This window comes from Sphingopyxis sp. (assembly GCF_035998905.1).
Classification (GTDB): domain Bacteria; phylum Pseudomonadota; class Alphaproteobacteria; order Sphingomonadales; family Sphingomonadaceae; genus Sphingopyxis.
In genome coordinates, this window is record NZ_DASYHG010000019.1 from 74,331 (window position 1) to 99,109 (window position 24,779).

30 protein-coding genes are annotated in these 24,779 nt (G+C 66.3%); 10 read left to right on the top strand and 20 right to left on the bottom strand.

Annotation, left to right across the window (positions count from 1 at the left end):
- Nucleotides 1-18 precede the first annotated feature (18 nt).
- The 7 genes from VGN62_RS10195 to VGN62_RS10225 all read right to left on the bottom strand — a co-directional run bounded on the left by VGN62_RS10195 (nt 19) and on the right by VGN62_RS10225 (nt 6,225).
- A complete protein-coding gene (locus VGN62_RS10195; RefSeq protein WP_327453385.1) occupies nt 19-603 on the bottom strand; it encodes a carboxymuconolactone decarboxylase family protein in 585 nt (194 codons plus the stop codon).
- 1 nt (nt 604) lies between these two features.
- A complete protein-coding gene (locus VGN62_RS10200) occupies nt 605-1,786 on the bottom strand; it encodes an acetyl-CoA C-acyltransferase (RefSeq protein WP_327453387.1) in 1,182 nt (393 codons plus the stop codon).
- Between the two features lie 64 nt (nt 1,787-1,850).
- Nucleotides 1,851-2,309, bottom strand: a complete 459-nt coding sequence (locus VGN62_RS10205; RefSeq protein WP_327453389.1) for a MaoC family dehydratase — start codon at nt 2,307-2,309, stop codon at nt 1,851-1,853.
- Between the two features lie 94 nt (nt 2,310-2,403).
- Nucleotides 2,404-3,609 carry a mechanosensitive ion channel family protein gene (locus tag VGN62_RS10210; protein WP_327453391.1) on the bottom strand — a complete coding sequence of 402 codons (1,206 nt, stop codon included), beginning with the start codon at nt 3,607-3,609 and terminating at the stop codon, nt 2,404-2,406.
- A 28-nt stretch (nt 3,610-3,637) separates the two neighbouring features.
- Complete coding sequence (locus VGN62_RS10215; RefSeq protein WP_327453393.1) at nt 3,638-4,648, bottom strand: DNA topoisomerase IB; 1,011 nt, start codon at nt 4,646-4,648, stop codon at nt 3,638-3,640.
- 37 nt (nt 4,649-4,685) lie between these two features.
- Nucleotides 4,686-6,068 carry a putative O-glycosylation ligase, exosortase A system-associated gene (locus tag VGN62_RS10220; RefSeq protein WP_327453735.1) on the bottom strand — a complete coding sequence of 461 codons (1,383 nt, stop codon included), beginning with the start codon at nt 6,066-6,068 and terminating at the stop codon, nt 4,686-4,688.
- Nucleotides 6,061-6,225, bottom strand: a complete 165-nt coding sequence (locus tag VGN62_RS10225) for a hypothetical protein (RefSeq protein ID WP_327453395.1) — start codon at nt 6,223-6,225, stop codon at nt 6,061-6,063. Before VGN62_RS10225 ends, VGN62_RS10220 begins: the two co-directional genes overlap by 8 nt.
- Nucleotides 6,226-6,290: 65 nt before the next feature.
- Between VGN62_RS10225 and VGN62_RS10230 the strand changes: the two genes are divergently transcribed.
- Nucleotides 6,291-7,496, top strand: a complete 1,206-nt coding sequence (locus VGN62_RS10230; protein WP_327453397.1) for a TIGR04063 family PEP-CTERM/XrtA system glycosyltransferase — start codon at nt 6,291-6,293, stop codon at nt 7,494-7,496.
- Between the two features lie 56 nt (nt 7,497-7,552).
- Entirely contained in the window at nt 7,553-8,374 is an 822-nt protein-coding gene (locus tag VGN62_RS10235) for a hypothetical protein (protein ID WP_327453398.1), read from the top strand.
- 10 nt (nt 8,375-8,384) lie between these two features.
- On the opposite strand, the gene VGN62_RS10240 is transcribed toward VGN62_RS10235, so the two are convergent.
- Nucleotides 8,385-8,711, bottom strand: a complete 327-nt coding sequence (locus VGN62_RS10240; protein ID WP_327453400.1) for a hypothetical protein — start codon at nt 8,709-8,711, stop codon at nt 8,385-8,387.
- Entirely contained in the window at nt 8,708-8,971 is a 264-nt protein-coding gene (locus tag VGN62_RS10245; protein ID WP_327453402.1) for a hypothetical protein, read from the bottom strand. The genes VGN62_RS10240 and VGN62_RS10245 overlap by 4 nt, the downstream gene beginning before the upstream one ends.
- Nucleotides 8,972-9,109: 138 nt before the next feature.
- Between VGN62_RS10245 and VGN62_RS10250 the strand changes: the two genes are divergently transcribed.
- Nucleotides 9,110-9,778 (top strand): S24 family peptidase, encoded by a 669-nt coding sequence (locus VGN62_RS10250; RefSeq protein ID WP_327453404.1) that lies wholly within the window; start codon nt 9,110-9,112, stop codon nt 9,776-9,778.
- 113 nt (nt 9,779-9,891) lie between these two features.
- Here the strand turns inward: VGN62_RS10250 and VGN62_RS10255 are convergent, their stop codons facing one another.
- A complete protein-coding gene (locus VGN62_RS10255) occupies nt 9,892-10,197 on the bottom strand; it encodes a hypothetical protein (protein ID WP_327453406.1) in 306 nt (101 codons plus the stop codon).
- Nucleotides 10,198-10,377: 180 nt separating this feature from the next.
- On the opposite strand from VGN62_RS10255, the gene VGN62_RS10260 reads away from it, so the two are divergent.
- Nucleotides 10,378-11,664 (top strand): methyl-accepting chemotaxis protein, encoded by a 1,287-nt coding sequence (locus tag VGN62_RS10260; protein ID WP_327453408.1) that lies wholly within the window; start codon nt 10,378-10,380, stop codon nt 11,662-11,664.
- Nucleotides 11,665-11,764: 100 nt separating this feature from the next.
- A complete protein-coding gene (aqpZ, locus tag VGN62_RS10265) occupies nt 11,765-12,490 on the top strand; it encodes an aquaporin Z (RefSeq protein ID WP_327453410.1) in 726 nt (241 codons plus the stop codon).
- 34 nt (nt 12,491-12,524) lie between these two features.
- Here aqpZ and galU read toward each other — a convergent pair whose 3' ends face one another.
- The 6 genes from galU to VGN62_RS10295 all read right to left on the bottom strand — a co-directional run bounded on the left by galU (nt 12,525) and on the right by VGN62_RS10295 (nt 17,390).
- Entirely contained in the window at nt 12,525-13,388 is an 864-nt protein-coding gene (galU, locus tag VGN62_RS10270; RefSeq protein ID WP_327453412.1) for a UTP--glucose-1-phosphate uridylyltransferase GalU, read from the bottom strand.
- Between the two features lie 52 nt (nt 13,389-13,440).
- Nucleotides 13,441-13,941, bottom strand: coding sequence for an OmpA family protein (locus VGN62_RS10275; RefSeq protein WP_327453414.1), 501 nt, complete (start codon nt 13,939-13,941; stop codon nt 13,441-13,443).
- Between the two features lie 19 nt (nt 13,942-13,960).
- Nucleotides 13,961-15,184 (bottom strand): diguanylate cyclase domain-containing protein, encoded by a 1,224-nt coding sequence (locus tag VGN62_RS10280; protein WP_327453415.1) that lies wholly within the window; start codon nt 15,182-15,184, stop codon nt 13,961-13,963.
- Nucleotides 15,181-15,753: a YfiR family protein gene (locus VGN62_RS10285; RefSeq protein WP_327453416.1), complete on the bottom strand. Its 573-nt coding sequence runs from the start codon at nt 15,751-15,753 to the stop codon at nt 15,181-15,183. The genes VGN62_RS10280 and VGN62_RS10285 overlap by 4 nt, the downstream gene beginning before the upstream one ends.
- A 110-nt stretch (nt 15,754-15,863) precedes the next feature.
- The gene (gene msrA, locus VGN62_RS10290; RefSeq protein WP_327453418.1) at nt 15,864-16,400 is read right to left on the bottom strand and encodes a peptide-methionine (S)-S-oxide reductase MsrA; all 537 of its coding nucleotides are present in this window, start codon (nt 16,398-16,400) and stop codon (nt 15,864-15,866) included.
- Between the two features lie 54 nt (nt 16,401-16,454).
- A complete protein-coding gene (locus VGN62_RS10295) occupies nt 16,455-17,390 on the bottom strand; it encodes a M48 family metalloprotease (protein WP_327453420.1) in 936 nt (311 codons plus the stop codon).
- A gap of 101 nt (nt 17,391-17,491) precedes the next feature.
- Between VGN62_RS10295 and VGN62_RS10300 the strand changes: the two genes are divergently transcribed.
- The 5 genes from VGN62_RS10300 to VGN62_RS10320 all read left to right on the top strand — a co-directional run bounded on the left by VGN62_RS10300 (nt 17,492) and on the right by VGN62_RS10320 (nt 20,905).
- Entirely contained in the window at nt 17,492-18,541 is a 1,050-nt protein-coding gene (locus VGN62_RS10300; RefSeq protein ID WP_327453423.1) for a COX15/CtaA family protein, read from the top strand.
- Complete coding sequence (locus VGN62_RS10305) at nt 18,538-19,341, top strand: hypothetical protein (RefSeq protein ID WP_327453425.1); 804 nt, start codon at nt 18,538-18,540, stop codon at nt 19,339-19,341. Before VGN62_RS10300 ends, VGN62_RS10305 begins: the two co-directional genes overlap by 4 nt.
- Nucleotides 19,342-19,519: 178 nt before the next feature.
- Nucleotides 19,520-19,999, top strand: a complete 480-nt coding sequence (gene rplM, locus VGN62_RS10310) for a 50S ribosomal protein L13 (RefSeq protein WP_327453427.1) — start codon at nt 19,520-19,522, stop codon at nt 19,997-19,999.
- The gene (gene rpsI / locus VGN62_RS10315; RefSeq protein WP_327453429.1) at nt 19,999-20,496 is read left to right on the top strand and encodes a 30S ribosomal protein S9; all 498 of its coding nucleotides are present in this window, start codon (nt 19,999-20,001) and stop codon (nt 20,494-20,496) included. Before rplM ends, rpsI begins: the two co-directional genes overlap by 1 nt.
- 103 nt (nt 20,497-20,599) lie before the next feature.
- Nucleotides 20,600-20,905 (top strand): hypothetical protein, encoded by a 306-nt coding sequence (locus tag VGN62_RS10320; protein ID WP_327453431.1) that lies wholly within the window; start codon nt 20,600-20,602, stop codon nt 20,903-20,905.
- Here VGN62_RS10320 and VGN62_RS10325 read toward each other — a convergent pair.
- Genes VGN62_RS10325 through VGN62_RS10340 form a run of 4 tightly spaced genes read right to left on the bottom strand, consistent with a single transcriptional unit; the run spans nt 20,902 to nt 24,757 of the window.
- The gene (locus VGN62_RS10325; protein WP_327453433.1) at nt 20,902-21,942 is read right to left on the bottom strand and encodes a phosphotransferase; all 1,041 of its coding nucleotides are present in this window, start codon (nt 21,940-21,942) and stop codon (nt 20,902-20,904) included. The genes VGN62_RS10320 and VGN62_RS10325 overlap by 4 nt on opposite strands.
- Nucleotides 21,939-23,027, bottom strand: coding sequence for a hypothetical protein (locus tag VGN62_RS10330; protein ID WP_327453435.1), 1,089 nt, complete (start codon nt 23,025-23,027; stop codon nt 21,939-21,941). Before VGN62_RS10330 ends, VGN62_RS10325 begins: the two co-directional genes overlap by 4 nt.
- Before the next feature lie 54 nt (nt 23,028-23,081).
- The gene (locus VGN62_RS10335) at nt 23,082-23,930 is read right to left on the bottom strand and encodes a metallophosphoesterase (protein ID WP_327453437.1); all 849 of its coding nucleotides are present in this window, start codon (nt 23,928-23,930) and stop codon (nt 23,082-23,084) included.
- On the bottom strand, nt 23,927-24,757 hold the full coding sequence (locus tag VGN62_RS10340) for a diacylglycerol/lipid kinase family protein (protein WP_327453439.1): 831 nt from the start codon (nt 24,755-24,757) through the stop codon (nt 23,927-23,929). The genes VGN62_RS10335 and VGN62_RS10340 overlap by 4 nt, the downstream gene beginning before the upstream one ends.
- Nucleotides 24,758-24,779 lie beyond the last annotated feature (22 nt).

Sequence of the window (24,779 nt, forward strand, 5' to 3'; positions counted from 1 at the left end):
GTCATTCTCCCAATTTGATCAGGCCCTGAGGTCGGGGTCGACGTCCCAGCCATCCTCGACCTGGATGCCGAAGCTGTTCAAAATCATCGAAACTTGCGTGTACTGGCCGACGGTCATGACGAGGTCCATGCGGCCCTTGTCGCCGAGCGGCGCGAGCGCCATCCAGGTGGCGTCGCTGACGAAATGGCTGGACGAGAGTTCATCGGTGGCGCGGAGCATCGCGCGATCGAGGTCGCTCCAGCCTTCGGCGTCGGGACCGGCCTTGATGCGCGCGATCTCGTCTTCGGAAAGGCCGCAGTCGAGCCCGATGCGCTTGTGCTGGGTCCATTCGTAACCCGATCGGCAGTTGTAGCCGGTGCGCAGGATGACAAGCTCGCGGTCGCGGGGCGAAAGCGCATTGCGCTTCGAGAGGATATAATTGCCCCAGCCGAGGAAGGCGGTGAGCGCCTTTGGCGCATGGGCAAGGGTGCGGAAGATGTTGAGGATCTTGCCGCCCCCGACCTTGCCCCCATCGGAGGCAAGGAAGGGTTCGAGCGCGGCGCGCTGGTCGGCATCGAGCCGGTCCAGGTCGACCGGCTCGATACGCGGGGCGTTCAGGCGCAAATCAGAAGACCTCGAACAGGCCCGCTGCGCCCTGACCGCCACCGATGCACATGGTGACGACGGCGTATTTGACGCCGCGGCGCTTGCCTTCGATCAGCGCGTGGCCGACGCAGCGCGCGCCGGTCATGCCGAAGGGGTGGCCGATCGAGATCGAGCCGCCGTTGACATTGAGCAGCTCGTTCGGAATGCCGAGCTTGTCGCGGCAATAGAGCACCTGCACGGCGAAGGCTTCGTTGAGTTCCCACAGGCCGATATCGTCCATCTTGAGCTCGAAGCGTTCGAGCAGCTTGGGGATCGCGAAGACGGGGCCGATACCCATTTCATCGGGTTCGGTGCCCGCGACTGCCATGCCGACATAGCGGCCGAGCGGCTGGAGACCGCGCTTTTCGGCGACCTTGGCTTCCATCACGACGCACGCCGACGAACCGTCGGCGAGCTGGCTCGCGTTGCCCGCGGTGATCGTGTGGCCTTCGCCCATCACCGGCTTCAGGCTGGCGAGCCCTTCGAGCGTCGTGTCGGGACGGTTGCACTCGTCCTTGTCGGCGACGACCTCCTTGAAGCTGACTTCCTTCGTTTCCTTGTCGACGACCGCCATGGTCGCCTTGCAGGCGACGATCTCGTCGTCATACTTGCCCGACGCCTGCGCGGCGGCGGTGCGCTGCTGCGACTGGAGCGAATATTCGTCCTGCGCTTCGCGGCTGATGTTGTAACGCTTCGCGACAACCTCGGCGGTGCCGATCATCGGCATATAGGTGGCGCCGTGCATCGCGATCAGCTCGGCGTCGGTCTCGATGAACACCTTGCCGCTGCCGCTGACCTTCGAGATCGATTCGATGCCGCCGGCGACAGCAATGTCCTGACGGTCGACGATGATCTGCTTCGCGGCGGTCGCGATCGTCATCAGGCCCGACGAGCACTGGCGGTCGATCGACATGCCGGGGACGGTGACGGGCAGGCCGGCGCGCAGCGCGACGAGGCGGCCGATGTTCATCGTCTGCGATCCCTGCTGCATCGCCGCGCCGAACAGCACGTCGTCGATTTCGCCGCCCTCAAGACCGGCGCGCTCGACCGCCGCGCGGACCGAATGGGCGCCCAGCGTCGGGGCAAGCGTGTTGTTGAACGAGCCACGCGCCGCCTTGGTCAGCGGGGTGCGGGCGGTGGAAACGATGACGGCGTCACGCATGATTGGGGTCCTTCTTGTTGGTTCCGGTTATCTTTTCGGGGGAGGTCTGCCGGTCAAATCCTGTTCAGACGAAGAATTGCGTAATCCACTCGGCGATCAGCGCGGGCTTTTCCTCGCCCTCGATCTCGACGGTGATTTCGTTGGTCTGCTGCCACTGGCCGGGGCGCTTTTCCTCGAGCTCGAGCAGCTTTACATGGCTGCGTACGCGCTTGCCCGAGCGGACGGGGGCGAGGAAGCGGACCTTGTTGCCGCCGTAGTTGACGCCCATCTTGACGCCCTCGATCTTCGGCGCGTCGGTCTTGGCGCCGAGCATCGGGATCAGCGAGAGTGTGAGGAAGCCGTGCGCGATCGTGCCGCCGAAGGGCGTCAGCTTCGCCTTTTCCTCGTCGATATGGATGAACTGATGATCGCCCGTCGCGTCGGCGAATTTGTTGATCATGTCCTGATCGACGAGCACCCATTCGGACGTGCCGATATTCTGCCCGACCTTGGTCTGCAGCTCCTGCGGCGTGGTGGTGGCCATAAATCATCCCCTCAATAGCTGGTTCGGGGCGCGTTCTAGGCCTCTCTTGACGCGTTGCACAAGGGCCAACCCCCGCAGCCGCCGCGCCGTAGCGTCAGCCGGGCTTGGCTGCCTTCGCGGCGCTCCCCTTGGGTTTCGGAGACTCGGAATAGGGCATGATCATCGTCCCGTCGGGCGCCGCGGTAAAGGTGGTCTGGGTCGGATAGGCGAACTCATATCCCGCCTTTGCCATCGCCTCGAACAGGCGGATGCCGATATCGGTGCGCGCCGCGGCGACGACGTCGAACTCGTCGCTGAACACGTCGAAGAGCAGTTCGAAGTCGAGGCTCGACGGCCCGAAGGTCAGGAAGCTCGAGCGGATGAATTCCTGTCCGCCCGCGACCACCTGTTCCTCGAGCAGCGCGGGAAGGTCGCGCAGCATCTCGGGGCTCGTCTGATAGATGACGCCGATCTTGAAGGTGATCCGGCGGCGATGGAGGTGCGCGAAATTGGTGATCTCCTTGCTCAGCAGATTTGTGTTCGAGATCACCAGCAATTCGCCGTTGAGCGAACGGAGGCGCGTACTTTTCAGCCCGATGCGCTCGACCGTCGCGGTGCTCATGTCATATTTGATCGTCTCGCCGACGCGGAACGGCCGGTCGAAGATGATCGAGAGCGAGGCGAAGAGGTCGGAGAAGATGCCTTGCGCGGCAAGGCCGATCGCGATGCCGCCGATGCCGAGACCGGCGATCAGGCCGGTGACATTGACCCCCATATTGTCGAGGATGACGATCGCCGCGATCGCGAACAAGGCGACGCTGATCAGCAGGCGGATGATGCCCATCGCGTTCGATAGCGTCTCGTTCTGACCCTCGGAGGCGCGGCGCTGGATCAGCCCGAGCACGATCTCTCGCGCCCAGATCGCAACCTGGAGCACCACCGCGACGGTGAAGACGAACTGGACCGTCTGCATGATGATCGCTGGCGGCTGCGCATAGCCTGCGACCATGCGGATCGCGATGATCGCAAGCACACCGGATCGCGTCTTGTGGATGACCCGTCCGGCGATATGCGTGAGCGTCATCTCGCCCTCTGCCCGCTGGGCATGTTTGAGCGCGAAGCTGCGGACCATCGACAGCAGGAAATAGATGATCAGGCCGACGCCGATGGCGATGCCGATTTGCAGCCAGTGGCTATCCACCCAGGCGACGCTCATGTCCCACCAGCGCTGGAGGTCGTCGAGCGGGTTGGTCGGGGCCGCCCGCGCGGGTGCGGTTTTCGGGGCGGCGGAGGTCGCAGCGGCAAGCAAGGAGAAAGTCATGGGGGTCCGGGGGTCCTCTTGAATCGGATCAGGCGGATTGGAGCAGCACCGCGGCCGCGGGCGCCCGCTCCAGATAGGTCAAAAATCCGCGTTCGTAACGCGAAAGATAGCGCGTCGCGCGTGGGAGGTTGCCGACCCCGGCTGCGAAATCTTCGCGCGCCTGCGCCGCGGCGAGCATCGCGGGGTGGACATAGGCCTTGCGCGCGATCGCGGGCGTGTTGCCGAGGCGATCGGCGACATGTTCGAGCATGGCCTTCAAGGTCGGCGGTTCGGGGGCGTCGTAGAGGAAAGCGAAGGCCTCGACGCTCGCCGACCAGGTGCGGAAGTGCTTGGCGCTGAATTCGCCGCCCATCGCCTCGCGGATATAGGCGTTCACATCGTCGGAGCCGACGGCGCAGAAGCCGTCGCCTTCGGCATATTGGAACAAATTTTGGCCGGGAAGGTCCTGCAACCGGCGGACGAGCGTGGAAAGGCTGCGATCGCTGATCGCCACCTCACGCTTCGCGCCGCCCTTCGCGACATATTTGAGGCGAAGCGTCTTGCCCGAGAGTTTGGCGTGGCGCTGGCGCAGCGTTGTCGCGCCGAAACTCCTGTTCGCGGCGGCATATTGCTCGTTCCCGACGCGGAGCGCGGCGAGGTCGAGCAGGCGCACGACCGCCGCGACGACGCGCTCGGAGCACAGCGTCCGGCGGTTCAGGTCATCGACGAGGCGCGCGCGCAGCAATGGCAGCGCATGGCCGAAGGCGGCGCAGCGGTCATATTTGTCGGCGTCGCGCGCCATGCGGAATTCGGGGTGATAGCGATATTGTTTGCGTCCGCGCGCGTCATAGCCGGTTGCGAGGATATGGCCGTTCGGCGCCGGGCAAAACCACGCATCCTCATAGGCGGGCGGCAGCGCGATCGCGTTGAGGCGATCGATTTCGCCCCGTTCGCGGATGATCTTTCCCTTGGCATCGCGGTAGCGCCATCCGGCCCCCGAGCGCTCGCGGCCGATGCCGGGCAGGCTGTCGTCGACGTGGATCAGGCGCGTGGCGGACATGGCTTTATAGCGCCCGCCCCGCCTGTTGGTTCCGGCGTCAGCCGGGATGCGTCGCCGGGTGGCGCGCGGGAACCTGCGCCGGACGCGCGGTCAGCGGGCGCCACCCCGCTTCCTGCTCGCGCCGACGGACATAGGTCGACAGCCCCATTTCGAGCGCGAGCATCATGTAGATGAACGGCTGGAACGCGATGCCGACAAACATGGATCCGACCATATAGGTGACATGGCCGTGCTGGAGCGCGGTCGCGAGCGGCGCGATCCATTGTTCCTCGGCGCGCCGCGTCTTGATGTAGCGCCGCCGGAGCTGCTCCATGCGGACGAGGCTGATGGCGTGGATCAGCAGCCAGAGCGCGAGTCCGGGATAGCCCTGTTCGCCGAGCATTTCGAAATAGCTCGAATGATAGGCGCGCGATTTTTCTTCATAGACCGTCGCCTGCGCGTTCTGCGGCGCGTTCGGGTCATAGGCGCTCGCCGCCTTTTCGACGCGGACATGGTTCTGGATATAGGCTTCGAAGCCGCCGCCGAACGGATTTTCCTTCGCATATTCCCACGTCCACGCCCACACGGCAACGCGCGTCGAGGCCGACTGGTCGGACTTATGGTCGCGGATCGTCTCCATTCGCTCGGTAAAGCTTTGCGGCAGGAAGGGGATCGCCGCGACCGCGAGAAGGCCCGCACCCGCCATGTAGAGGAAGCGGTGCTTCACCGCGCGCAGCGACATGACCGCGAGGATCACGAGGCAGACGAGCCCGGTACGCGCCTGTGTGCCGATCGGCAGCAGCGCGCAGGCGAAAACGAGCGCAAAGCAGAAGATCGAGACGCGCCAGTCGGGCGGGAAAATCGTGCCATGCCTGCGATACCAGAGGATCAGCGGGATAATCGAAATCCCGACCGCCGACATGATCGATCCTTCGTAGAGGCCGTAATTTTCGTTGAGCAGCAATTGCAGCGTCCCATAGCCGCCGCCGCCGGCCGCGGTCTTGATCCCGCCCGCGATCGCGATCGCCGCCGCCGAGAGCAGCATGAAGAGGACGAGCGATTCGATGCGCAGCTTCGTGCGCAAGGTGAGCGGCAGGAAGATCGCCCAGACGAGCGCCTTCCACACCCAGCTCCATTTGTCGGCGGCCTCGACCGGGAAGTCGGCGTTGATCGTCGTCATCCAGCAATAGAAGAGCAGCGCCGCCAGCAGGAATTGGCGGCCCGACCACCGTGTGTCGCGCTTGTCGTCGACCGCGAGCCAGCCGACGATCGCGAGTCCGAAGACGATCAGCGAGATCGGGATCGAATTGATCAGGAAATAGCTGAGCCGTTGCGGCGCGACGATGTCGATGTAGCAAAAGCACAGTATGAAGAGGAACGGCTTCCTGAAGCCGACCCCGATGAAGGCAAAAAGAAAGGCGACGAAGGCAAGGTCACGCATCGGGGCGAGCGTCCGCTTCGGCGCGTTCGGCATCGCGGCGCTGCTGCCAGAGCATGCGCGGGCTGACCTCGCGGTCGAGATCGTCGCGATGGAGCAGGCGCCAGAGTGCAATCGCCATCAAGGCGTGCGTCAGGCCAATGGAGAAATTGTCGACCATGTTCGCTCCCGCTACGCGATCGGGGTTGACGCCGCGTTAAGGCTTGTATGTCAGTGCACTGGCCTATGACACGCATCCTGCACGTCCTCGATCATAGCCTGCCCGCGCACAGCGGCTATACCTTTCGTACCCGCGCGCTGATGAAGGCGCAGGCCGCGAAGGGATGGGCGGTGGCGGGCGTTACCGGCGTACGCCACCCCGATCCGGGGCCGGATGGCGAGACGGTCGACGGGCTGACCTTTTACCGCACCCCGCCGATCGCGCCCGCGCGCGCGCCGATCCGCGAATGGCGCGAAATCGGCGCGCTGGCGAAACGCGTCGAGGCGCTGGCGAAGGAATGGAAGCCCGATGTGCTGCACGCGCACTCGCCCGTGCTCGACGGGCTTGCGGCGCTGCGCGTCGGCAAGAAGCTCGGTATTCCGGTCATCTATGAAATCCGTGCATTCTGGGAGGATGCGGCGGTCGGCAACGGCACCGGGCGCGAGGGCAGCCTGCGCTATCGGCTGACCAAGCACCTCGAAACCCATGCGGTCAAATCGGCCGACGCGGTCGCGGTGATCTGCGAAGGGCTGCGCGGCGACCTGATCGCGCGCGGTATCGACGCGCACAAGATCACCGTGTCGCCGAACGGCGTCGACCTCGACCTGTTCGGCGATCCGCCGCCGCGCGACGATGCGCTTGCCGAAACGCTGGGACTCGCCGCCGAGGATGCAGTGATCGGCTACATCGGCAGCTTCTACGATTATGAAGGAATCGACGACCTGATCGCGGCGATGCCCGCGCTCGTCGCGGTGCAGCCGCGGGCGCGGCTCCTCCTCGTTGGCGGCGGCCCGATGGAGGGGGCGCTAAAAGCGCAGGCCGCAGCGTCGCCCGCAGCGGCGCATATCCATTTCGTCGGCCGCGTGCCGCACACCGAGGTCGAGCGTTACTATTCGCTGATCGATATCCTCGCCTATCCGCGCAAGAAGATGCGGCTGACCGATCTGGTCACGCCGCTGAAACCGCTCGAGGCGATGGCGCAGGGCAAGCTGGTTGCGGCGTCGAGCGTCGGCGGTCACCGCGAGTTGATCGAGGATGGCGTGACCGGCACGCTGTTCGCGCCCGACGACCCGGCCGCGATTGCCGACGCGCTCGCCAGGCTGCTGGAAAACAGGGCAATGTGGCCCGAGCGCCGGCGCACGGCACGTATTTTTGTCGAAACCCATCGTAACTGGTCATCAAACATTTTACGTTACGAGCCGGTTTACCAGCGATTGCTGCGCGGCGCCTGACGTCGCCGCGCGAACTGACGATAGATGGCCCGCCGGGCCGATGGATTTGGGACGATATGGAAGAGACCAGCGAGAACCGGGCCAGGGATATAGCGACTGCGCTGCTGCGCGCGCTCCAGCCCGCGATTCCGGCGGTGATCGGCGCTGCGGCGCTGACCTTCCTGTTCGCCGCCGTGATGCCCTTTTCGTGGGTCGCGGGGATCAGCTGGAACCTTTATCTCGACCGGCTTTCCGACCTGTTCGTGCCGCCGATCGGCAATGGCGGGCGGCTGGCGCTGGCGTTCGGCATGGCGGCGATCGCTGCGGTGCTGGCGGGGCTTGTCGCGCTGTTGATCGCCAAACCCGAAGCGGCGGGGCTGTCTTCGCTGCGCGACCGTTTCCGCCGTGCGCCCGACGAGGCGAACGATGACGAGCCGGTGCTGACGCGCCGCCGCGTCGACCTGCACCCCGACGATCCGCCGCGTCCGCCGATCCGCGCCGGGCGCGACCTGCCCGCGGGCGGGCTGGGGCCGATCGATACGGTCAGCCCTTATGAAACCGGACTCGACCCATGGTCAGGAAAAGCGGTCGCGGCGGAAGAGGAGGAACTCGTCCTCGCCGACCTCGCCCCCGAAGAAGAGTTCGATGGCGAGGCGCCCTGGCTGCAACCCGCCGAAATGACCGCGCCGCCGCCACTGCCCGATACCGCCGACAAGTCGCTCGGCGCGATGGTCGCGCGATTCGAGGCAGGGCTGTCGCGCCGCCGTCTGGATGTGGTTGCGAAGGCGACCATTCCGGTATCGGATGGCTTTGTCGCGGAACCGGAACCCGAAGTCGACTTCGCGCTCGAAGCTGCACTCGGCACCTTGCAGCGGATGACGCGCCAGTCGGTCGGCTGACGCGCGCGGGCTAGTCCTCGACCGTCAATATTTCGATTTGCAGCCGGTCCGGCCCGGCGCCGCATTCGACCACGACATCGGCGACGATATGCCCAGGCAGCGCCCATTCGGTCGCACCCAGCCGGTCGTGCAGCGCGCGGCGCACCGTTTCGGCGTCGCCGGCCGCGAGCGTGCACGGGAACAGGTGCCGCGCCCCGACGAAGCTTGCGCTCGCCCATGGGCGAAACGTCGATGCGCCGACCGCCAGCCCGGGCGGCATTTCGCGGAGCAGCAGGTGGCGAAGCCGGCGGTGCGGGCAGCCGGGGCGCGGCGGCGCAGCGGGCGACCAGCGCATCATACCCGCGTTCCCGCACCCGGACGGCGCATCGCGCGTAGACGGCGGTCGCCCTGCGGCGCGACATGGCCCGCGCGGCGGTCGGCACGCCATTTGTTCATGAAATGTTCTATACGACATATCAGCTGAAGCCCCGGTTCGCGCCCCCCGCGCAGGTCGCTGACAAGCCGCGGATCGCGCACCGCGTCACGGCCGAACACGCTCGGCGGCATCGCCGATTCCTTCAGAAAGGCCTCGATCCGTTGCAACAGGCTGCGCTCCATATTTTCCTCCCAGATCGCAGTGGAAACCGGGCGACTCACCCGATAGGATATTTCCTATTTGATATTCGATTTCCTACTTGTCTAGGAAAAATCCGCTTGCTAGAGACGAAATAGGAAGGACCGGCCCCAACAAATCCTATGACCGATTTTGCCCAGGACCCGCGTGCGGCGCTCGACCGCCTCCTGACCGAAAGGGGGGTCGACTATGCGCGCATCTCGCAGGTGATCGGGCGCAATCCCGCCTACATCCAGCAATATATCAAGCGCGGATCGCCGCGGCGCCTCGCCGAAGACGACCGCGCGCGTATTGCCGCTTATCTGGGGGTGCCCGAGGCGATGCTCGGAGGCCCGGTGCAGCGCGTGGCAAGTCCGGCGCGGGCGCGGGGGCCTGGAATGATTCTCGTGCCGAAACTGGCAATCGGTGCCTCTGCAGGTGCCGGCGCGAGCGTCGACGGCGAGGCGGTCGAGGGCGAAGTCGCGTTCGACCCCAAATGGCTGCGCGACCTTGGCGCCGACCCGCGCGCGCTCAGCATCATTCGCGTCGAGGGCGATTCGATGGCGCCGACGCTCGACGATGGCGACGATATCTTGGTCGACGGCGGCGACGCCGCGGCGCGGCTGCGCGATGGCATTTATGTGCTGCGCATGGACGATGTGCTGATGGTGAAGCGCGTCGCGCGCGCGCCGGGACAGGGGCGCATTTCGGTGATCAGCGACAATCCGCATTATCGCAGCTGGGACGATTTGCCGATGGCGTCGGTTCAGCTGGTCGGCCGCGTCGTGTGGACGGGCCGGCGGGTGCGTTGATCATCTTCGCCTGACGGCGAAGGCGGTACCAGCCCGCTCCCCCACCCGGCCTCGCACAGAGTATGCTGAAATGGGAGGCCGGGTGAGGGAGCGGGCTGGTACCGCGATCAATTCTAACGCGGCGCCGCCATCAGCGCCTCGATCTCATGCTCGAGCACTTCGACACGCTGGCACTGGTCGGCTTTGCCGTCGCGGCATTTTTCGGCCGCCTTGTCGCGCTGGCGCGACAGCTTGCCCATCTGTTCCTCGCGCTTGCGCATTTCGCGGCCGCGGTTGCGGTCGGCCTCGTCCTGGCTCGTCGTCGACCAGTCGGCGACCTGCCCCACGGCCTTGACCGGCGCGGTAACGACGGTCTTGACCGCGCTGACGCAGCCAGCGAGCAGGGGGGCGGCCAGCAAGGCAGCAATCAGGACGCGCATTTCTCTTCTCCTCGCGGACTGGCGTCCCATCGCATAACCGCCGCGATCTGAACAGGATATTGCGACGGGCCGCCACGATCGGTGGCCCATGTGTCACATCACTGAAATAAATGGTTAAATTACTGTTTACCGACAGGCCCTAGGTCATGCGCGAACGGGTCGCAGCATGAAGAGAGTCAGATGAACGCCATGGGATATGCCTTTACGCCATCGCCGGGCCACGCGTCCGCGATCGGTGCCGACGCGCATATGTCCGAGGTCATCGACCTGTTTCGCGGTAACCCGCAACTACGCGCGCTGGCGGTGATCGACGCCGGCGACCGCCCCATCGGCATCATCCGCGAACAGCGTGTGCGCGAACTGCTTTTCTGCCCCTTCTGGTTCTCGCTGATGCAGAATCCCACGATCGGGGGCTCGATCGCCTCGATGATCGAACCCTGCCCGGTCGCCGATGTCGCCTGCTCGACCCCCGACCTGCTGCGCATCGTCGCACGGTCGCCGGGGCAGCAGGAACTGATCCTCGTCCGCGCGGGGCGTTTTGTCGAAACGCTCGACGGCGGCCAGCTTGCGAAGCTGGCGATGCTGCGCGAGGTCGAATTGGCAGAGGAGCGCGCTACGCGCGCGACGCATATCGACGACGCCGGGCGCCGGTTCCAGCAAGACATCACCGCGCTGACCGCCGCGCTGTCGGAGATGGCGCGCAAGGTCGAGGCGGTCGCGGGGACGCTGTCCGAACGCGCGCGCCAGACCGGCAGCGACGCGGTGACCGTCGCTGGCGCCACTGCGCAGACGCTCGCGGGATTGCAGGAACTCGGCGATCGCGGTCATGCGCTCGCTGCGACGATGGCGAAGATCGTCGACGACGGATCGCGGGCCCGTGCGGTTCGTGGCGATGCCTATCGCAAGATCAAACAGGCGAGCGAGCGGGCGATCGCGCTCAAATCGGCGAGCCAGTCGATCGAGCAGATGCTCGCGCTGATCATCGACATGGCGAGCCGCACCAACATGCTCGCGCTCAACGCGGGGATCGAGGCGGCGCGCGCCGGCGATGCGGGCCGCGGCTTTGCGGTGGTCGCATCGGAGGTGAAGGTGCTGGCGAACCAGACGCGCATCGCCGCCGGCGACATCACCCAATATGTCGACCGGATCCGCGACATTGTCGGGCAGGTCGCAGCGGGTTTCGACGAGGTCGAAAAGGCGATCGACGCGAACAACGGCTTCTCCGACGCGATCGACAAAGCGGTCGATGGGCAGAGTGCGACGACGCTGATGATCGCAAGCTATGTCGAGCAGGCGGTGTTCGCGGGGCGCGAGATCGATGCGCGTGTCCGCGAGATCGGGCATGGCGCGACCGCGGTCGGCGACGGCGCCCAATCGCTCGGCAAATTGTCAGCCGGGCTGACCGACGCCGCGCTGTCGCTGCACCAGCGCGCGCAACGCTTCGTCGAAGCGGTCGCCGTCGCCTGATTCGTCACGCCCGGACAAGGGGTTGCCCGATGGCGCAGCGCTGGTAGGATGGCCCGAGCGCCGGAGGCGTCTGAGGCCGCCGGCGGGGAGGAGGGTCAAGATGACGAATATCCAAAAGGGTTTGGCCGAATTTATCGGCACGTTCTGGCTTGTATTCGGCGGTTGCGGCAGCGCGGTTCTGGCCGCCGCCTTTCCCGATGTCGGGATCGGACTGCTCGGTGTCTCGCTCGCTTTCGGTCTGACGGTCGTCACCATGGCCTATGCGATCGGCCATATTTCGGGATGTCATCTCAATCCGGCAGTCACCGTCGGACTGTGGGCGGGCGGGCGTTTCGACGCGCGCGACATCCCGCTTTACGTTATTGCGCAGGTGCTCGGCGCGATCGTCGCGGCATTCCTGCTCTTTTACGTCGCCAGCGGCAGCCAGTCATACGACCTTGCGACCAACGGCCTCGCCGCCAATGGGTTCGGTGCCGGATCGCCGGGACAGTATGACATCTGGTCGGGCTTCATCATCGAAATCGTCCTGACCGCCTTCTTCCTGTGGATCATCATGGGATCGACCGACGGCCGCGCGCCAGCGGGCTTCGCCCCGATCGCCATCGGCCTTGCGCTGACGCTGATCCACCTGATTTCGATCCCGGTGACCAACACCTCGGTCAACCCGGCGCGCAGCACCGGCCCGGCGCTTGTCGTCGGCGGCATCGCGCTCCAGCAATTGTGGTTGTTCTGGCTCGCGCCGCTGATCGGCGGGGCGGTCGGCGGATTGCTTTACAAAACGCTGGGGGCCGACACCTTCCCCAAGCCGAATATCGAAGGCGAATAACCGCTTTCCGGGCGGGGGCGAGGCCTCCGCCGGGCTATTTCAACAGGTCGATCGCAAAGGCGCGGACCTCGTCGGCCATGTCGGGCCGTTCGAGCGCGACTGCGAGATTGGCCTGGATATACCCCGCCTTCGACCCGCAGTCATAGCGCGCGCCGTCGAAGGTGACGGCGTGGAAGGGCTGGTTGCCGATCATCGTCGCCATCGCATCGGTCAGCTGGATTTCGCCGCCCGCGCCCTTTTCCTGTTTTTCGAGCACCCGCATCACTTCGGGTTGCAGGATATAGCGGCCCGAAATGATCAGGTTCGACGGCGCAGCTTCGATCGCCGGCTTTTCGACAAGGCCCGTCACCTCGGTCAGCGCCCCGTCACGCGCGCCGGGCGCGATGACGCCATAACTCGATACCTGTTCGTGCGGCACTTCGAGCACCGAGATCAGGTTGCCGCCCACCTGGGCATAGGCATCCACCATCTGCTTCATGCAGCCGGGCGACCCGTGCATGAATTCGTCCGGCAGGAAGATCGCGAAAGGCTCGTCGCCGACAATGTCGCGCGCACACCAGATCGCGTGGCCGAGCCCGAGCGGTTCCTGTTGGCGGACATAGGCGCAGTTACCGGGTCCGAGGCGCGTCGGTTCGAGCACCGACAAATCCTTGCCGCGTTCGGACATCGTCTTTTCGAGTTCGAAAGCGACGTCGAAATGGTCCTCGATCGCGCTCTTGCCGCGGCCGGTGACAAAGATCATCTGTTCGATCCCTGCCTCGCGCGCCTCGTCGACCGCATATTGGATCAGCGGCCGGTCGACGACGGGCAGCATCTCTTTGGGGATCGCCTTGGTCGCGGGAAGGAAGCGGGTGCCGAGGCCGGCGACGGGGAAGACGGCTTTGCGGATCGGTTTCATGGCTGCGGGCTTAGCGGCGATCGTCGATCAAGAAAAGCGGTGCCGATCCGCCTCACTGCGGCGTGACGATGACGACGACGCGCCGGTTGTCCTGGCGGCCTTCGGCCGTGTCGTTGCTCGACATCGGGACCGCCTCGCCGCGCCCGACGACCTGGTCCGCCGTAAAGCGCATCCCGCCTGCGGTCAGCGGCGCGGCAACCGCCTGCGCGCGCGCTTGCGACAGGGTCAGGTTATACGCCGAGGTGCCGGTCGAATCGGAGTGCCCCTCGACGCGTGCGGTCATGATACCCACAGAGGTCAGGTTGCGCGCCAGTGTCGCGATCCGCGCTTCCTGTTCGGGCTGTATCGCGCTTTCGTTCGAGGCGAAGAGCAGCCGTTCGTTGAACGTCAGTGCCCAGCCGGCGTCGCCCTCGACAAACCCTTCGGTCTTCAGTGCGGCGATCTGTTCGGGCGGGAAGCCGGCGGGCGCAGGCACGCTCTGGCACGCGGCGAGCATCGCGGCGAACACTGTCAGGAAAAGGGCTCGGATCGATCGGGGGAAATGGAAGGCCACGGGGTATCTCCGCTGGTGATTATCGGGAACGGCTGGTCATCTTGTTGGCATACATCGCGGCGTCGGCGGCGGTGAGCAGGGCGGTCGCGTCGCGGCCGTCGTCGGGGAAAATCGCGGCCCCGACGCTGACGGCGGCGCGATACGTCTCGCCGCCCGGCAGCGCGACGGGTTGGGAAACGCACGCGCGAATCCGGTTTGCCAATTCTTCGGGGATCGCTTCGGTGTCGAGCGGGTCGATGATCACGATGAACTCGTCGCCACCGATGCGCGCGGCAAAGTCGCCCTTGCGAAGCGTGTCCTTGATGCACGCCGACAGAGCAACGAGCACTGTGTCGCCTGCGGCGTGACCGAAATTGTCGTTCGCCGCCTTGAAATTGTCGGCGTCGATAAACAGCAGCGCAAAGCGGCTGCCGCGTCCTTCGGCCGCCTCGATGCGCAGCGCGAGCTGTTCGTCGAAGGCGGCGCGGTTGGGCATCGCGGTCAACGGGTCGTGCGAGGCGCGGTGCGCGAGCATGGCGCGTTCGCTTTCCATATGCCCCTGCCAGCCCTGCAGCTCGTCGAGCAGCGCGTTGATATCGCCGCCCAGCCGGTCGAGCTCGGCGATGCCGAGCGGCTGGACGCGCTTGTCGAACCGGCGGTGCAGGCGCACGTCATGCGCAACGGTGGCGATCTCGTTCAGCGGCTTGACCAGTTCATATTCGAACCGCCGCGCGAGGAAGATCGTCCCGAACGCGGTGACGAGCAGGCAGCCGAGCCCCGCAAGCAGGCCGAGCCGGACATAGTCGATCAAGGTCGAGCTATCGCCCCACACCTCGATCGTGCCGATGGCCGATCCGTTGCGTTGCACGGTCACCGCAAACGGGCGCGGGAAGAATATGCGTGTGAGAATCGGCGCCGGGTCGGCGGCGGGCGAGGTCCATTCGGTGACCGGCCGCCCGACGTCGTTCAGCACGCGCAGCCGCGCGATGCCGGGAATGCGCGTCAGCGGTTCGAGTCCTTCGCGCACCGCCTGCGGATCGTTGAACACGAGTGCGGGCTCGACGCCATAGGCGCCCAATTGCGCCGCCAGCTCCATATTGCGGTCGGCATAACCGCGCAGCGCGGTAACCCCCGCGAGCAGGATGGTGAGGCCCGACAGCGCCACTGCGAACAGCGTGATCCCGAAATGAAAGCGCGACAGCAGCTTTTGCAGCGTCGTGCGCGCGCCGATCCGTTCGACCGGCGGAGGGGTCTGGCCGGTCATGACGCCCCTCCCTCGCCGCGGCCGATGCGCAGGACGCGCGGGTCGATGCGGAGCGGCCCGCGCCCGATCGCATCGAGATTGACCGAAAAGCTGAGGCTCGCGGCCCGGCTGTTCAGGCAGAACATCGCGCCATAGATGCACGCCGCGTCGTCGTCGGTGATCGTCAGGATCGGGCGTCCGCGCACCCACGCGATCAACTGGCGCCGGTCGGCGACGGGCATACGGCCGAGGAACAGGATGTCGCATTCGGGCGTCACGGCGGCGGCGGTCATGCGGCGGACGATGACGGCGCCCGGACCCGGAAGGTCGGGCGCCATACGCTCGCTCAGCCGCGGCGTGCCCACAAGGCACATCACGCGTCCTCCGGGCGGCGCAGCATCGGGCCAGCGCGCATAGCTGACGATGCCGCCCACCATCCGGTTGACGGCACGCGTCATCCCGCCGGTGCCATCGTCGACGAGCGTCTGGCTTGCGGCCTGGACCGACATCGGTGGCGTCGTGAACAGCGCGCCGATCAGAAACAGTGATGCCAGCACCTGGCCGTGCCCCCAACTGCGGTTCAGGGGCATCCTGCCCCAGCGAAGGCGCGTCCGCTAGCCAAAACGTTTGGAAAGTCAATGAAAAGTGACGTCATGCAGCCCTATGGCAACAAGATCGTCACGCCATATGCTATGCTATGCTAGGCGGTGCGGAGGCGGTCGCTGAAGCCCTTGCGCAATTTGGCCAGTTTCGGCGGGATGACCGCCATGCAATAGGGATTGCGCTGGCCTTCGCCCTCCCAATAGGCCTGATGATAATCCTCGGCGGGGTACCAGTCCGACGCGCTCTCGATCGTCGTGACGATCGGCGCGGGCCAGTCGGGCGCGGCACGCTCAATCCCGGCGCGTGCGGCGTCGGCCTGTGCGGCGTCGAGCGGGAAGATCGCGCTGCGATACTGGGTACCGATGTCGTTCCCCTGCCGGTTGAGCTGCGTCGGATCGTGCGTCGCGAAGAAAACGTCGAGCAGGTCGGCGTAGGAAATGACCGCAGGATCGAAGGTGATGCGGATCGCTTCGGCATGCCCGGTGTCGCCCCCACAAACTTGCTTGTATGTCGGATCGGGAACGGTGCCGCCGATATAACCGCTCTCGACGCCTTCGACGCCGCCGAGCGACTGGAACACGGCCTCGGTGCACCAGAAACAGCCTCCGGCGAAAATCGCAGTCTCACGGGTCATGGCGTCGTCCTTGTTGGAGGGATGGAATACTCCGGAAATAGGATACGCCGCACCTCATTCCAAGGGCGGAGGCGCGTCGATCAGCGGCGGCCTTGCCGCAGCATCGCCGGCGCGTGCCGCTTGCATCGCTGCGATTTCGGATTCGATCGCGGCAATGCGTTCGCTGCGCGGCGGATGCGACGCCGCACGGACGAGCGGACGCTTGTGCCGGTTCCAGAACCGGATGGCGGCGGCGGGGTCATAGCCGGCATCGGCCATCAGCCAGACCGCGAGCCGGTCGGCTTCGAACTCCGTCCGGCGGACACGCGCAGCCGAACGGTCGGCGCCCAGCCGGTCGCGATGGCGAAGGATATTATGCGCAAGTTCGTGCGCGACGACGGCCGCGAGTTCGTCGTCGGCGGCGATCGACCGGGCAAGCTTCAGCGTGATCCGCACCAATATCCCGTTCGCGGCCGCCTGTGCCCCGCCAAGCTCGACGCGAAAGGCGCTCGCGCAGCCCGATGCGGGGGGCATCCGGTAAACGCGCCCGGCGTCGTCGGTGACCGTCCAGGGGGCGGTCGGATCGATCGTGTAGAGCTTCACTATCGCCGTATCCATCCGGATCGTCGGCCCGCTATCCGCTGGCGCGATCGCATCGCCTTCTATGGCCGCGATCCGGGTGCCGCGGGTCAGGCCGGCGCGGTCGGCCGGCGAGCCGGGCGCGACGGCTGCGACGAATGCGCCGTCGCCGGACCGATAGATGTTGCTAGCAGCCGCGCGGTCGCTCGCCTCGAACTGGCGCAAGTCGCCAAGGATCCATCCGGGCTGCGGGGTGACGACGTCGCACCAGCGTGCGTTCGCCGTGGTCAGTCGATAGCCGACGGTGGCGAGGCGCGTCTCCTGATCGGCGAGGGCGGAGTAATAGTCAGTGCGTGCGTCGCCTGCTGTCGCGGGCGCCGGCGACAGCGCGAGCGACAAGGCGAAGGGCAGGAAGCGAAAGGGACGTAACATCGACACCGCTTATCAATGCCGCGCTGTCGGGGCCATGAATTTCCCCGGATCAGCGGTTTCCTACCCTTGCCTATCTTCGGGCAAGCGCCGATAGGGCGGCGATGACGAACGCCTCGGCCTTGCCTTCGCCCGCCGCCCGCACCCCCCGGCCCGCAGCGCTTGCGCGGTGGCTGTGGGCTGTCGCGCTGCTCGTGATTATCGTGGTCGGGGTCGGCGGGATCACCCGCCTCACCGAATCGGGACTTTCGATCACCGAATGGCGCCCTGTTTCGGGGGTCCTCCCGCCGATGACCGAGGCCGGGTGGATCGCGGAGTTCGAGAAATACAAGCAGATCCCCGAATATAAGGAGATCAACCTCGGCATGACGCTCGCCGGGTTCAAGGCGATCTTTTTCTGGGAATGGCTGCATCGCATCCTCGGCCGTCTGGTCGGCATGGCGCTCCTCGTTCCGCTGATCTGGTACGCCTGGCGCCGCGCGATCCCCGCGGGCTATGGCTGGCGGCTCACTGCGCTTGCCGCGCTCGTCGGGCTGCAGGGCGCGATCGGCTGGTGGATGGTCGCCTCGGGGCTCGAATATCGTGTCGACGTCAGCCATTTCCGTCTCGCGACGCACTTGCTGACCGCGCTATTCCTGCTTGCGGGACTCGTCTGGACCGCGCGCGATCTCGGCGCGCTGGCACAGGATCGGGGCGCGCGGCCGGCGCGGCTGACCGGCGCCGCGATCAGCGTCATCCTGATCCTGTTCGTCCAGCTGCTGCTCGGCGCGTGGGTCGCGGGGCTCAACGCGGGCTATGTCGCGAGCACATGGCCGCTGATGAACGATCATTTCGTGCCCGAAGGGATCGATTGGGCGGGCGGCGCCTGGCTGGCGCTGACCAACGATCCATTCCTCATCCATTTCCTCCATCGCTGGTGGTCGTGGGTTGCCGCGATCGCGCTACTCCTCCTCGCGCGCAGCCTGTCGCGGCGCGGCGCTCGCATCGAGGCGCGGCTGCTCGTCGCGGTCGTCGCGGCACAGATGCTGCTAGGCATCTGGACCGTCGTGTCGGGCGTTTCGATGTGGGTCGCGGTGATGCACCAGGTTGTGGGTGCGATCCTTGTTGCCATCGCGGCGGCGGCGCTGCACCGACTGGGCCGTCGCGCCGCATGACGCTGGCGGGCAGTCTCGGCGGCGCGCTGCTGCTGCTGGCCCAGCCCCTGCCGGCGGCCTTGCCCGGCGATGCCGCGGCCACCGCGCCCGCGCAGGTCCGCTTTGCTCCGCCGATCGGCGTGCCGATGACCTATCGCGTCACGACTCGCCGCATCGGCCGCGACGGCGCGCTGATCAATTTCGCGCTCGTCTATGCGCTCGAATGGCAGCAAGTCGGCCGTGGCTATCGGCTCGAGGCGCTGCTGCAGCGTATCGATTCGGATGCCCGGCCCGAGGTCACGCGCGCGCTTACCATGATGCTCCAGCCGCTCGTCGGTGAAGCGATGGCGTATCTTGTCGCGCCCGACGGCAGCCGGATCGACTTGGTCGATCCCGAACAGACATGGGCGCGGGTGACCGCGCGGATCGAGACGACGGGTGCCGAGGCCGGACGGCCTGAGGCGCGGCGGCTGGCCGAACTGATCGCCGCGCTCCCCGCCGCCGAGCGCGACCGGATTGCGACCGCCGACATCCGCGCGCTGATCGCGCCTGCAAACCACGCCATTCCCGCGCGGGCACCCGCCGACGGGGCGAGCGTGTCGATCACGCACGACGGCGCGTTGCAGACCATCGCGAGAGTCGAGCAGGCTGCGGCCCCCGTCGGCGGCGCAGAGCAACCGCTGGCGATCGACAATCTGTGGACCATCGACACCGCCACGGGGCTCGTGATGCGCGAGCGACGGCAGAGCTGGGTGATCGAGCCGGGCGGCGGACGGACGCTCGTCGAGGAAAGGGTGCGCGCGCTCGAACCTGTCCGATAGCGGCAATGGTATCATGATACCCGTCAGCAAAGCCGCTCTGTGCTTGACTTTCCGCTCATCGGGCGCCATTGGCCCGCTCCGAAGCGCCGCTGCGTTCCTTCGGGATTCGGGCGGCGCGGTTTGTTTCGGGCGGCGGCATCGCCGTTCGTCCTAGTCCATCTCTGTCAAGGAGCGTGCCATGAAGGCGCTGACCAAGACGACCCAGTCGGCCAATGCCGCAACGGTCGAAAAGAAATGGGTGCTGATCGACGCCGAGGGTCTCGTTGTGGGCCGCGTGGCATCGATCATCGCCAACATCCTGCGCGGCAAGCACAAGCCGTCGTTCACCCCGCACGTCGATTGCGGTGACAATGTCATCGTCATCAACGCCGAGAAGGTGGCGTTCACCGGCAAGAAGCTGCAGGACAAGCGTTACTACAAGCACACCGGCTATGCCGGCGGCATCAAGGAAACGAGCCCCGCGAAGATCCTCGAAGGCCGTTTCCCCGAGCGCGTGCTCGAAAAGGCTGTCGAACGCATGATCCCGCGCGGCCCGCTCGGCCGCCAGCAGATGCGCAACCTGCGCATCTTCGCCGGCACCGAACATCCGCATGAAGGGCAGAGCCCCGAAGTGATCGACGTCGCGTCGATGAACCGCAAGAACAAGGTGGGTGCATAATGGCTGACGAACAGACCATGACCGATCTCAAGGATCTCGCCGGCGCCGTCGAAGGCACCGTTGCTCCGGCAGCTCCGACCGCTCCGCTTCGCGAAAAGCAGGTCGACAAGCAGGGCCGCGCTTATGCGACCGGCCGCCGCAAGGACGCCGTTGCGCGCGTGTGGGTCAAGCCCGGCACGGGCAAGATCACCGTCAATGGCCGTGACCAGGAAGTTTACTTCGCACGTCCGACGCTGCGTCTCGTCATCAACCAGCCCTTCGGCCTGACCGAGCGCGTTGGCCAGTATGACGTGATCGCAACCGTCAAGGGCGGTGGCCTTTCGGGCCAGGCCGGTGCGGTCCTGCACGGCATCGCACAGGCGCTGACCCGCTTCGAACCGGCGCTGCGCAGCCCGGTCAAGGCGGCAGGCTTCCTGACCCGTGACAGCCGCGCGGTCGAGCGTAAGAAGTACGGCAAAGCCAAGGCCCGCCGCAGCTTCCAGTTCTCGAAGCGCTAAGAGCTTTTCCACCGACGGGTGGAGAGGGAAGGGCGGTCCGGCAACGGGCCGCCCTTTTTCTTTGCGCGTTGAAGAAACATATCACGCGGCGTAGATTGCGGGCATGGCATTCGACCTCCGCAGGGCCCTCCTCGCCAAGGAGGAAAAGGATTCGGCGCGGCTGATGGATTTCGAGTTTCGCCAGCGTGCGCGGAGCTTCCGCCTGCTCGCCGCGATCCTCGATATCGACCCGGGTATGCTCGGCCGCGAAATCGCGCTGCACGACGACCCGGCCATCCTCGACGCGCTCGCGAACGACCTGCCGATATCGCGCGAAGACCTGGCTCTTCACTATGCCAGATGCCGTGCAGAGGCTTACCGCCAGCTTGTCGGCGAACTCGGCGATCCGACCCCGCACCGGCTCGGCTAAAACAGGTCGAGGCTTCCCAGCGCCAGCGCTTGGCGCGCCGGGCGTTCGGCCATCACCGCAAACATCTCGTCACCGCGTGTCGTACGTTCGACGCTCATCGATGCGAAGACCGCCATGAAATAGCCGCTGAGCGCGCCGACGCGATAGTCGGTCCACAGCGCCTCAGCATCGGGCGCAACGCCTGCCGCAGCCAGCGCCGCGATCCAATGGTCGAACGCCGGCCGGTCGGCGGCGGCACGCTCGAACGGGTCGGCGATGCTGGTGCCGACGAGATAGGCCAGGTCGGCGGCGCCGCTGCCGCGTCCCAGCGTCTGCCAGTCGACGAGCCAGCAGGCCTCGCCGCCGGGCGCGAAGAGGATATTGTCGATCCTGAGGTCGCCATGGACGATCGTCCGCGCCGAGGGTTCGCGCGCCAGATAGGCGTCCAGCTTGTCGACGAGCCCGGCGCCGAGATCGAGCACCTCGGGCGCCAGCCGCGTCGCATAGCGTTCGCGAAAACCGAGATAGAGTTGCGGAAAGAGTGTGCGGATCAGATCGCCATTATCGCGCGACAGCCATGCGAAATCGGCGAGCCGGGCGTCGTTCCACAGATGGGCATGGAGCCGGGCAGCGGCGTCGATGCACGGAACGAGCGCGGCGAGGCCCAGCCCGGCGAGCTGGTCGCCGGCTCGCGCGGGCGCGAGGTCCGACAGGATAAGGACGAAATCGACATCGTCCGCCGCAATATCGGCGAAGTGGCAGGTCGGCGCTGCAACCCCGCTTTCGGCGGCGAGTTCGCGATACCAGCTGACTTCCTTGACATAGGTGCCCGTCAGCTTCGCGATATTGCGGCTCGCCTCGTCGTGGCTCGGGCATTTGGCGATGACCGTCGGCGGTGCCTCGACGCCATCGGCCCAGTCGAGCGTCAGGCGATAGCTGTCGCACATCTGCCCCGTTCCGACCTTGGCCGAGCTGAACCCCCTCAGCTTTCCGGACTGCCCGAGCACGGCGCCGAGCCACTTCGCCTCGATCGCCTCGGGCGAGGTCGGGAAACTCATGCGGCGGGATCCAGCAGGCCGGCGAGGCCGGTCGGTGCGTGCGGCCCGACGAACAATTGTTCGAGCACACCGACGCCGCTTTCGTTTTGGTCGCCGTCGACCAGTTCGGCACGAACGAGCGCCTGCACGTGCATTGCGAGCGGATTGCCCCATGCCCGTTCGGCTTCGGATAGGCTGTCGTGCGCAACCTCAAGATCGCCGTGATCGAAGCCATGCCCCCAGACGGGATGCGTATAACCGAGTCCGCTCATCGCGAACACGGGTCCGGCCGGGGTCAGCGTGAGCCGCGTGCTGCGATCGAAGTCGGCGGTCAGCTTCGACAGGCGCCGCGTTCCCGGATGCCATTCGGCGGCAAAAGCAGGATCGGCAAAATGGCGTTCGCCGCCATTGGTACCGACCAGGACCGCGCGGCGGTTCCACGGCGTTCCCTCGCCATCGTCGTTGCTGTGAAAGAACAACGAACGGTCGGCGAAATTGCACGGCGTCCACAGCCAGAAGAACTGGCTGAAATTGCCCTCTGGCGGCGGTTGCGGTTCGGCGGCGCCGACCGGACGGATGCCCCAGCTCCGGTCGCGCGTTCCCGCCCAGCCGGTCCCGACCTCGACGCGCCGGCCATCGACCGACAGCCAGCCCGACCAATGGCCGTTCTGCGTCATGCGCGTATAGTCCATGAACAGGCGCGTGCCGTTGCGGCGGGTGAAGCGCGGTTCCTCGATCGGGAAATGGCGCGCGGTGAAACGCAGCTCGGCCGCGAGCGGGCCGTCGTTCACGGCGATGCGGAGTGTCAGCGTTTCGAGCGGCGCGTCGATCGAGATGGTGATCGGCCCCACCGACAGGTCGAGCCGCTCGCCGCCCGAGCGGCGGCTCGCGCGCAGATTATGCTGCACGCCGTCGACCAGCACGCAAAAGGCCGCATCAACGATGCCGAGCTGCGGGTAGAAGCCCATCGCCGCGGCGAAAAAGACCGACCCGTCGGGCGAGGTGCCATTGAAGAAATAACGGTCGTAGAAATTGCGGTCGGTGCCCGCGAACGCGATCGGCTCGGCGCTCTGGTGCAGCGGGAAATCGTCGCCCTTGGTCAGCATCGTCTCTCATCCCATTTGGTTTTTTCTTGCAACGTAACGGGATAAGGCGCCGCGTCAATGGACGGGGGGATCGATCGGCGGCACCGCCTGGATGGGCGCGACGGGCTCGCCCGGTTCGCGCGGCGGCAACGCGTCGGGCGGGATAGCCGGGATCTGCATATCGGGGGTCGGAACCGCTTCGACGTTGCGCACCCGCACCGCAATCGCGGCTCTGTCGATGCGCAGTTCGTTGAAGCTCGGCGGTGTCGACCGGATGCGCTGCGACAACGTGCCCGCGCCGATCATGCGGATAGGACCGGCCCCGGTATCCTTCGCCAAGTCGAAGGCATCATGGACGTGGCCGGTGAGCACCGCGGCGACGCCGCGCTTCGCCAGCGCGGTCAGTGCGCGCTCGCCGCCGCGGGTCAGCGCGCGTCCCCTCGTGCCCGCTTCGACCAGCGGATGATGCGCGGTGACCAATATGGTCGTGCCGCGTGGCAGCGCATCGATCGCAGCGAGCGTCTTGCCGAGCGCCTTGGGCGTCACCCAGCCTTTCGACCAGTCGAACCGCCATTGCGCGCGCGCCGTCGTCTTCAGCGGCACGACCGCGACGCCGGGCAGGTCGAGTTCGCGTTCGACGAGGCGCTCGATTCCGCGAATTCGGCGATAGGGCCAGAAGAAGCGCTCGATCGGGTTGAAATAGGGCAGGTCGTGGTTGCCGACCTCGACCGTTACCGGCACGTCGAGCGCGCCGATCCAGTCGCACGCCGCGGCGAATTCATGGCTGCGCGCGCGCATCGTCAGGTCGCCGGTGATCAGCACCGCGTCGGGCTGTTCGCGGCGCACGCATTCGCGGAACCAGTCAAGCGCGGCCGGGTCCTCGAGTCCGAAATGGAGGTCGCTGATGTGGAAGAGCCGCGTCATGCCGTCGCCAGAAAATCCACCGCGCTCGCGCCCAGATCGAAGCGGGCAGGCGAAGTGACCTCATCCAGCTCGCCATCATATTCAAGGCTGATCGGCGCCTCGCTTTCGAGGGTGACCGTCGCGTCGGTCGCAATTTCTTCGCTCGGCCCGTCGCGGAAATCGCCGCCGAGCCACGCAAGGCCGTGGCGCAATACGTCGCCTGTCCCCCCGGTCAATATTCCGTCGGCGCGGATGCCCTTGGGCGTGGGGGTGAGGATAACCGCAGGATAGGCCGCTTCATGCCCGGCGACCCTGACCCCCGGCGCGTTGGTCATCGCATCGAGCGCATCGGGTGCCGCGCGGCTCGCCTCGATCAATCCGTCCTGCCGCATCGTTTCGCGCACCTCGGCCCAGCGCGTTGCCGGCCCCGCGACGACGGTGATGAACGCGTCCCCGCCATCCGACCGGATCGTCGGGATCGAACCGCGCCGCCCCGTGCCTTGAAGCGCGTCGGCCAGAATCTCAGGTGCCGTGCGGTCGCCGTGCAGAGCCTTCGACAGCAGGTTGAGCGTCCCGCCGGGCAGCGGCAGGATCGCCCCGTCCCAGCCCGCCGCACCGCGCGCTGCGGCATTGATCGTCCCGTCGCCCGTCCACACGAGCAGCAGGTCGATGCCTTGCCGGTCCAGCTCGGCCGCGTCGGGAATATCGTCGTCGGGCAGCGCGAAGATGGCGACGAGCGGCGTTCCTGCCGCGCGGCAGCTTTCCGCGATCGCGGCGAGGACGGCGTCGTCATGACTGCCGCTCTGGCTGTTGCAGACAAGGGCGGGGCGGGAGAAGGGATTGGTCATTGCCCTGTCCTACGCGCGAACG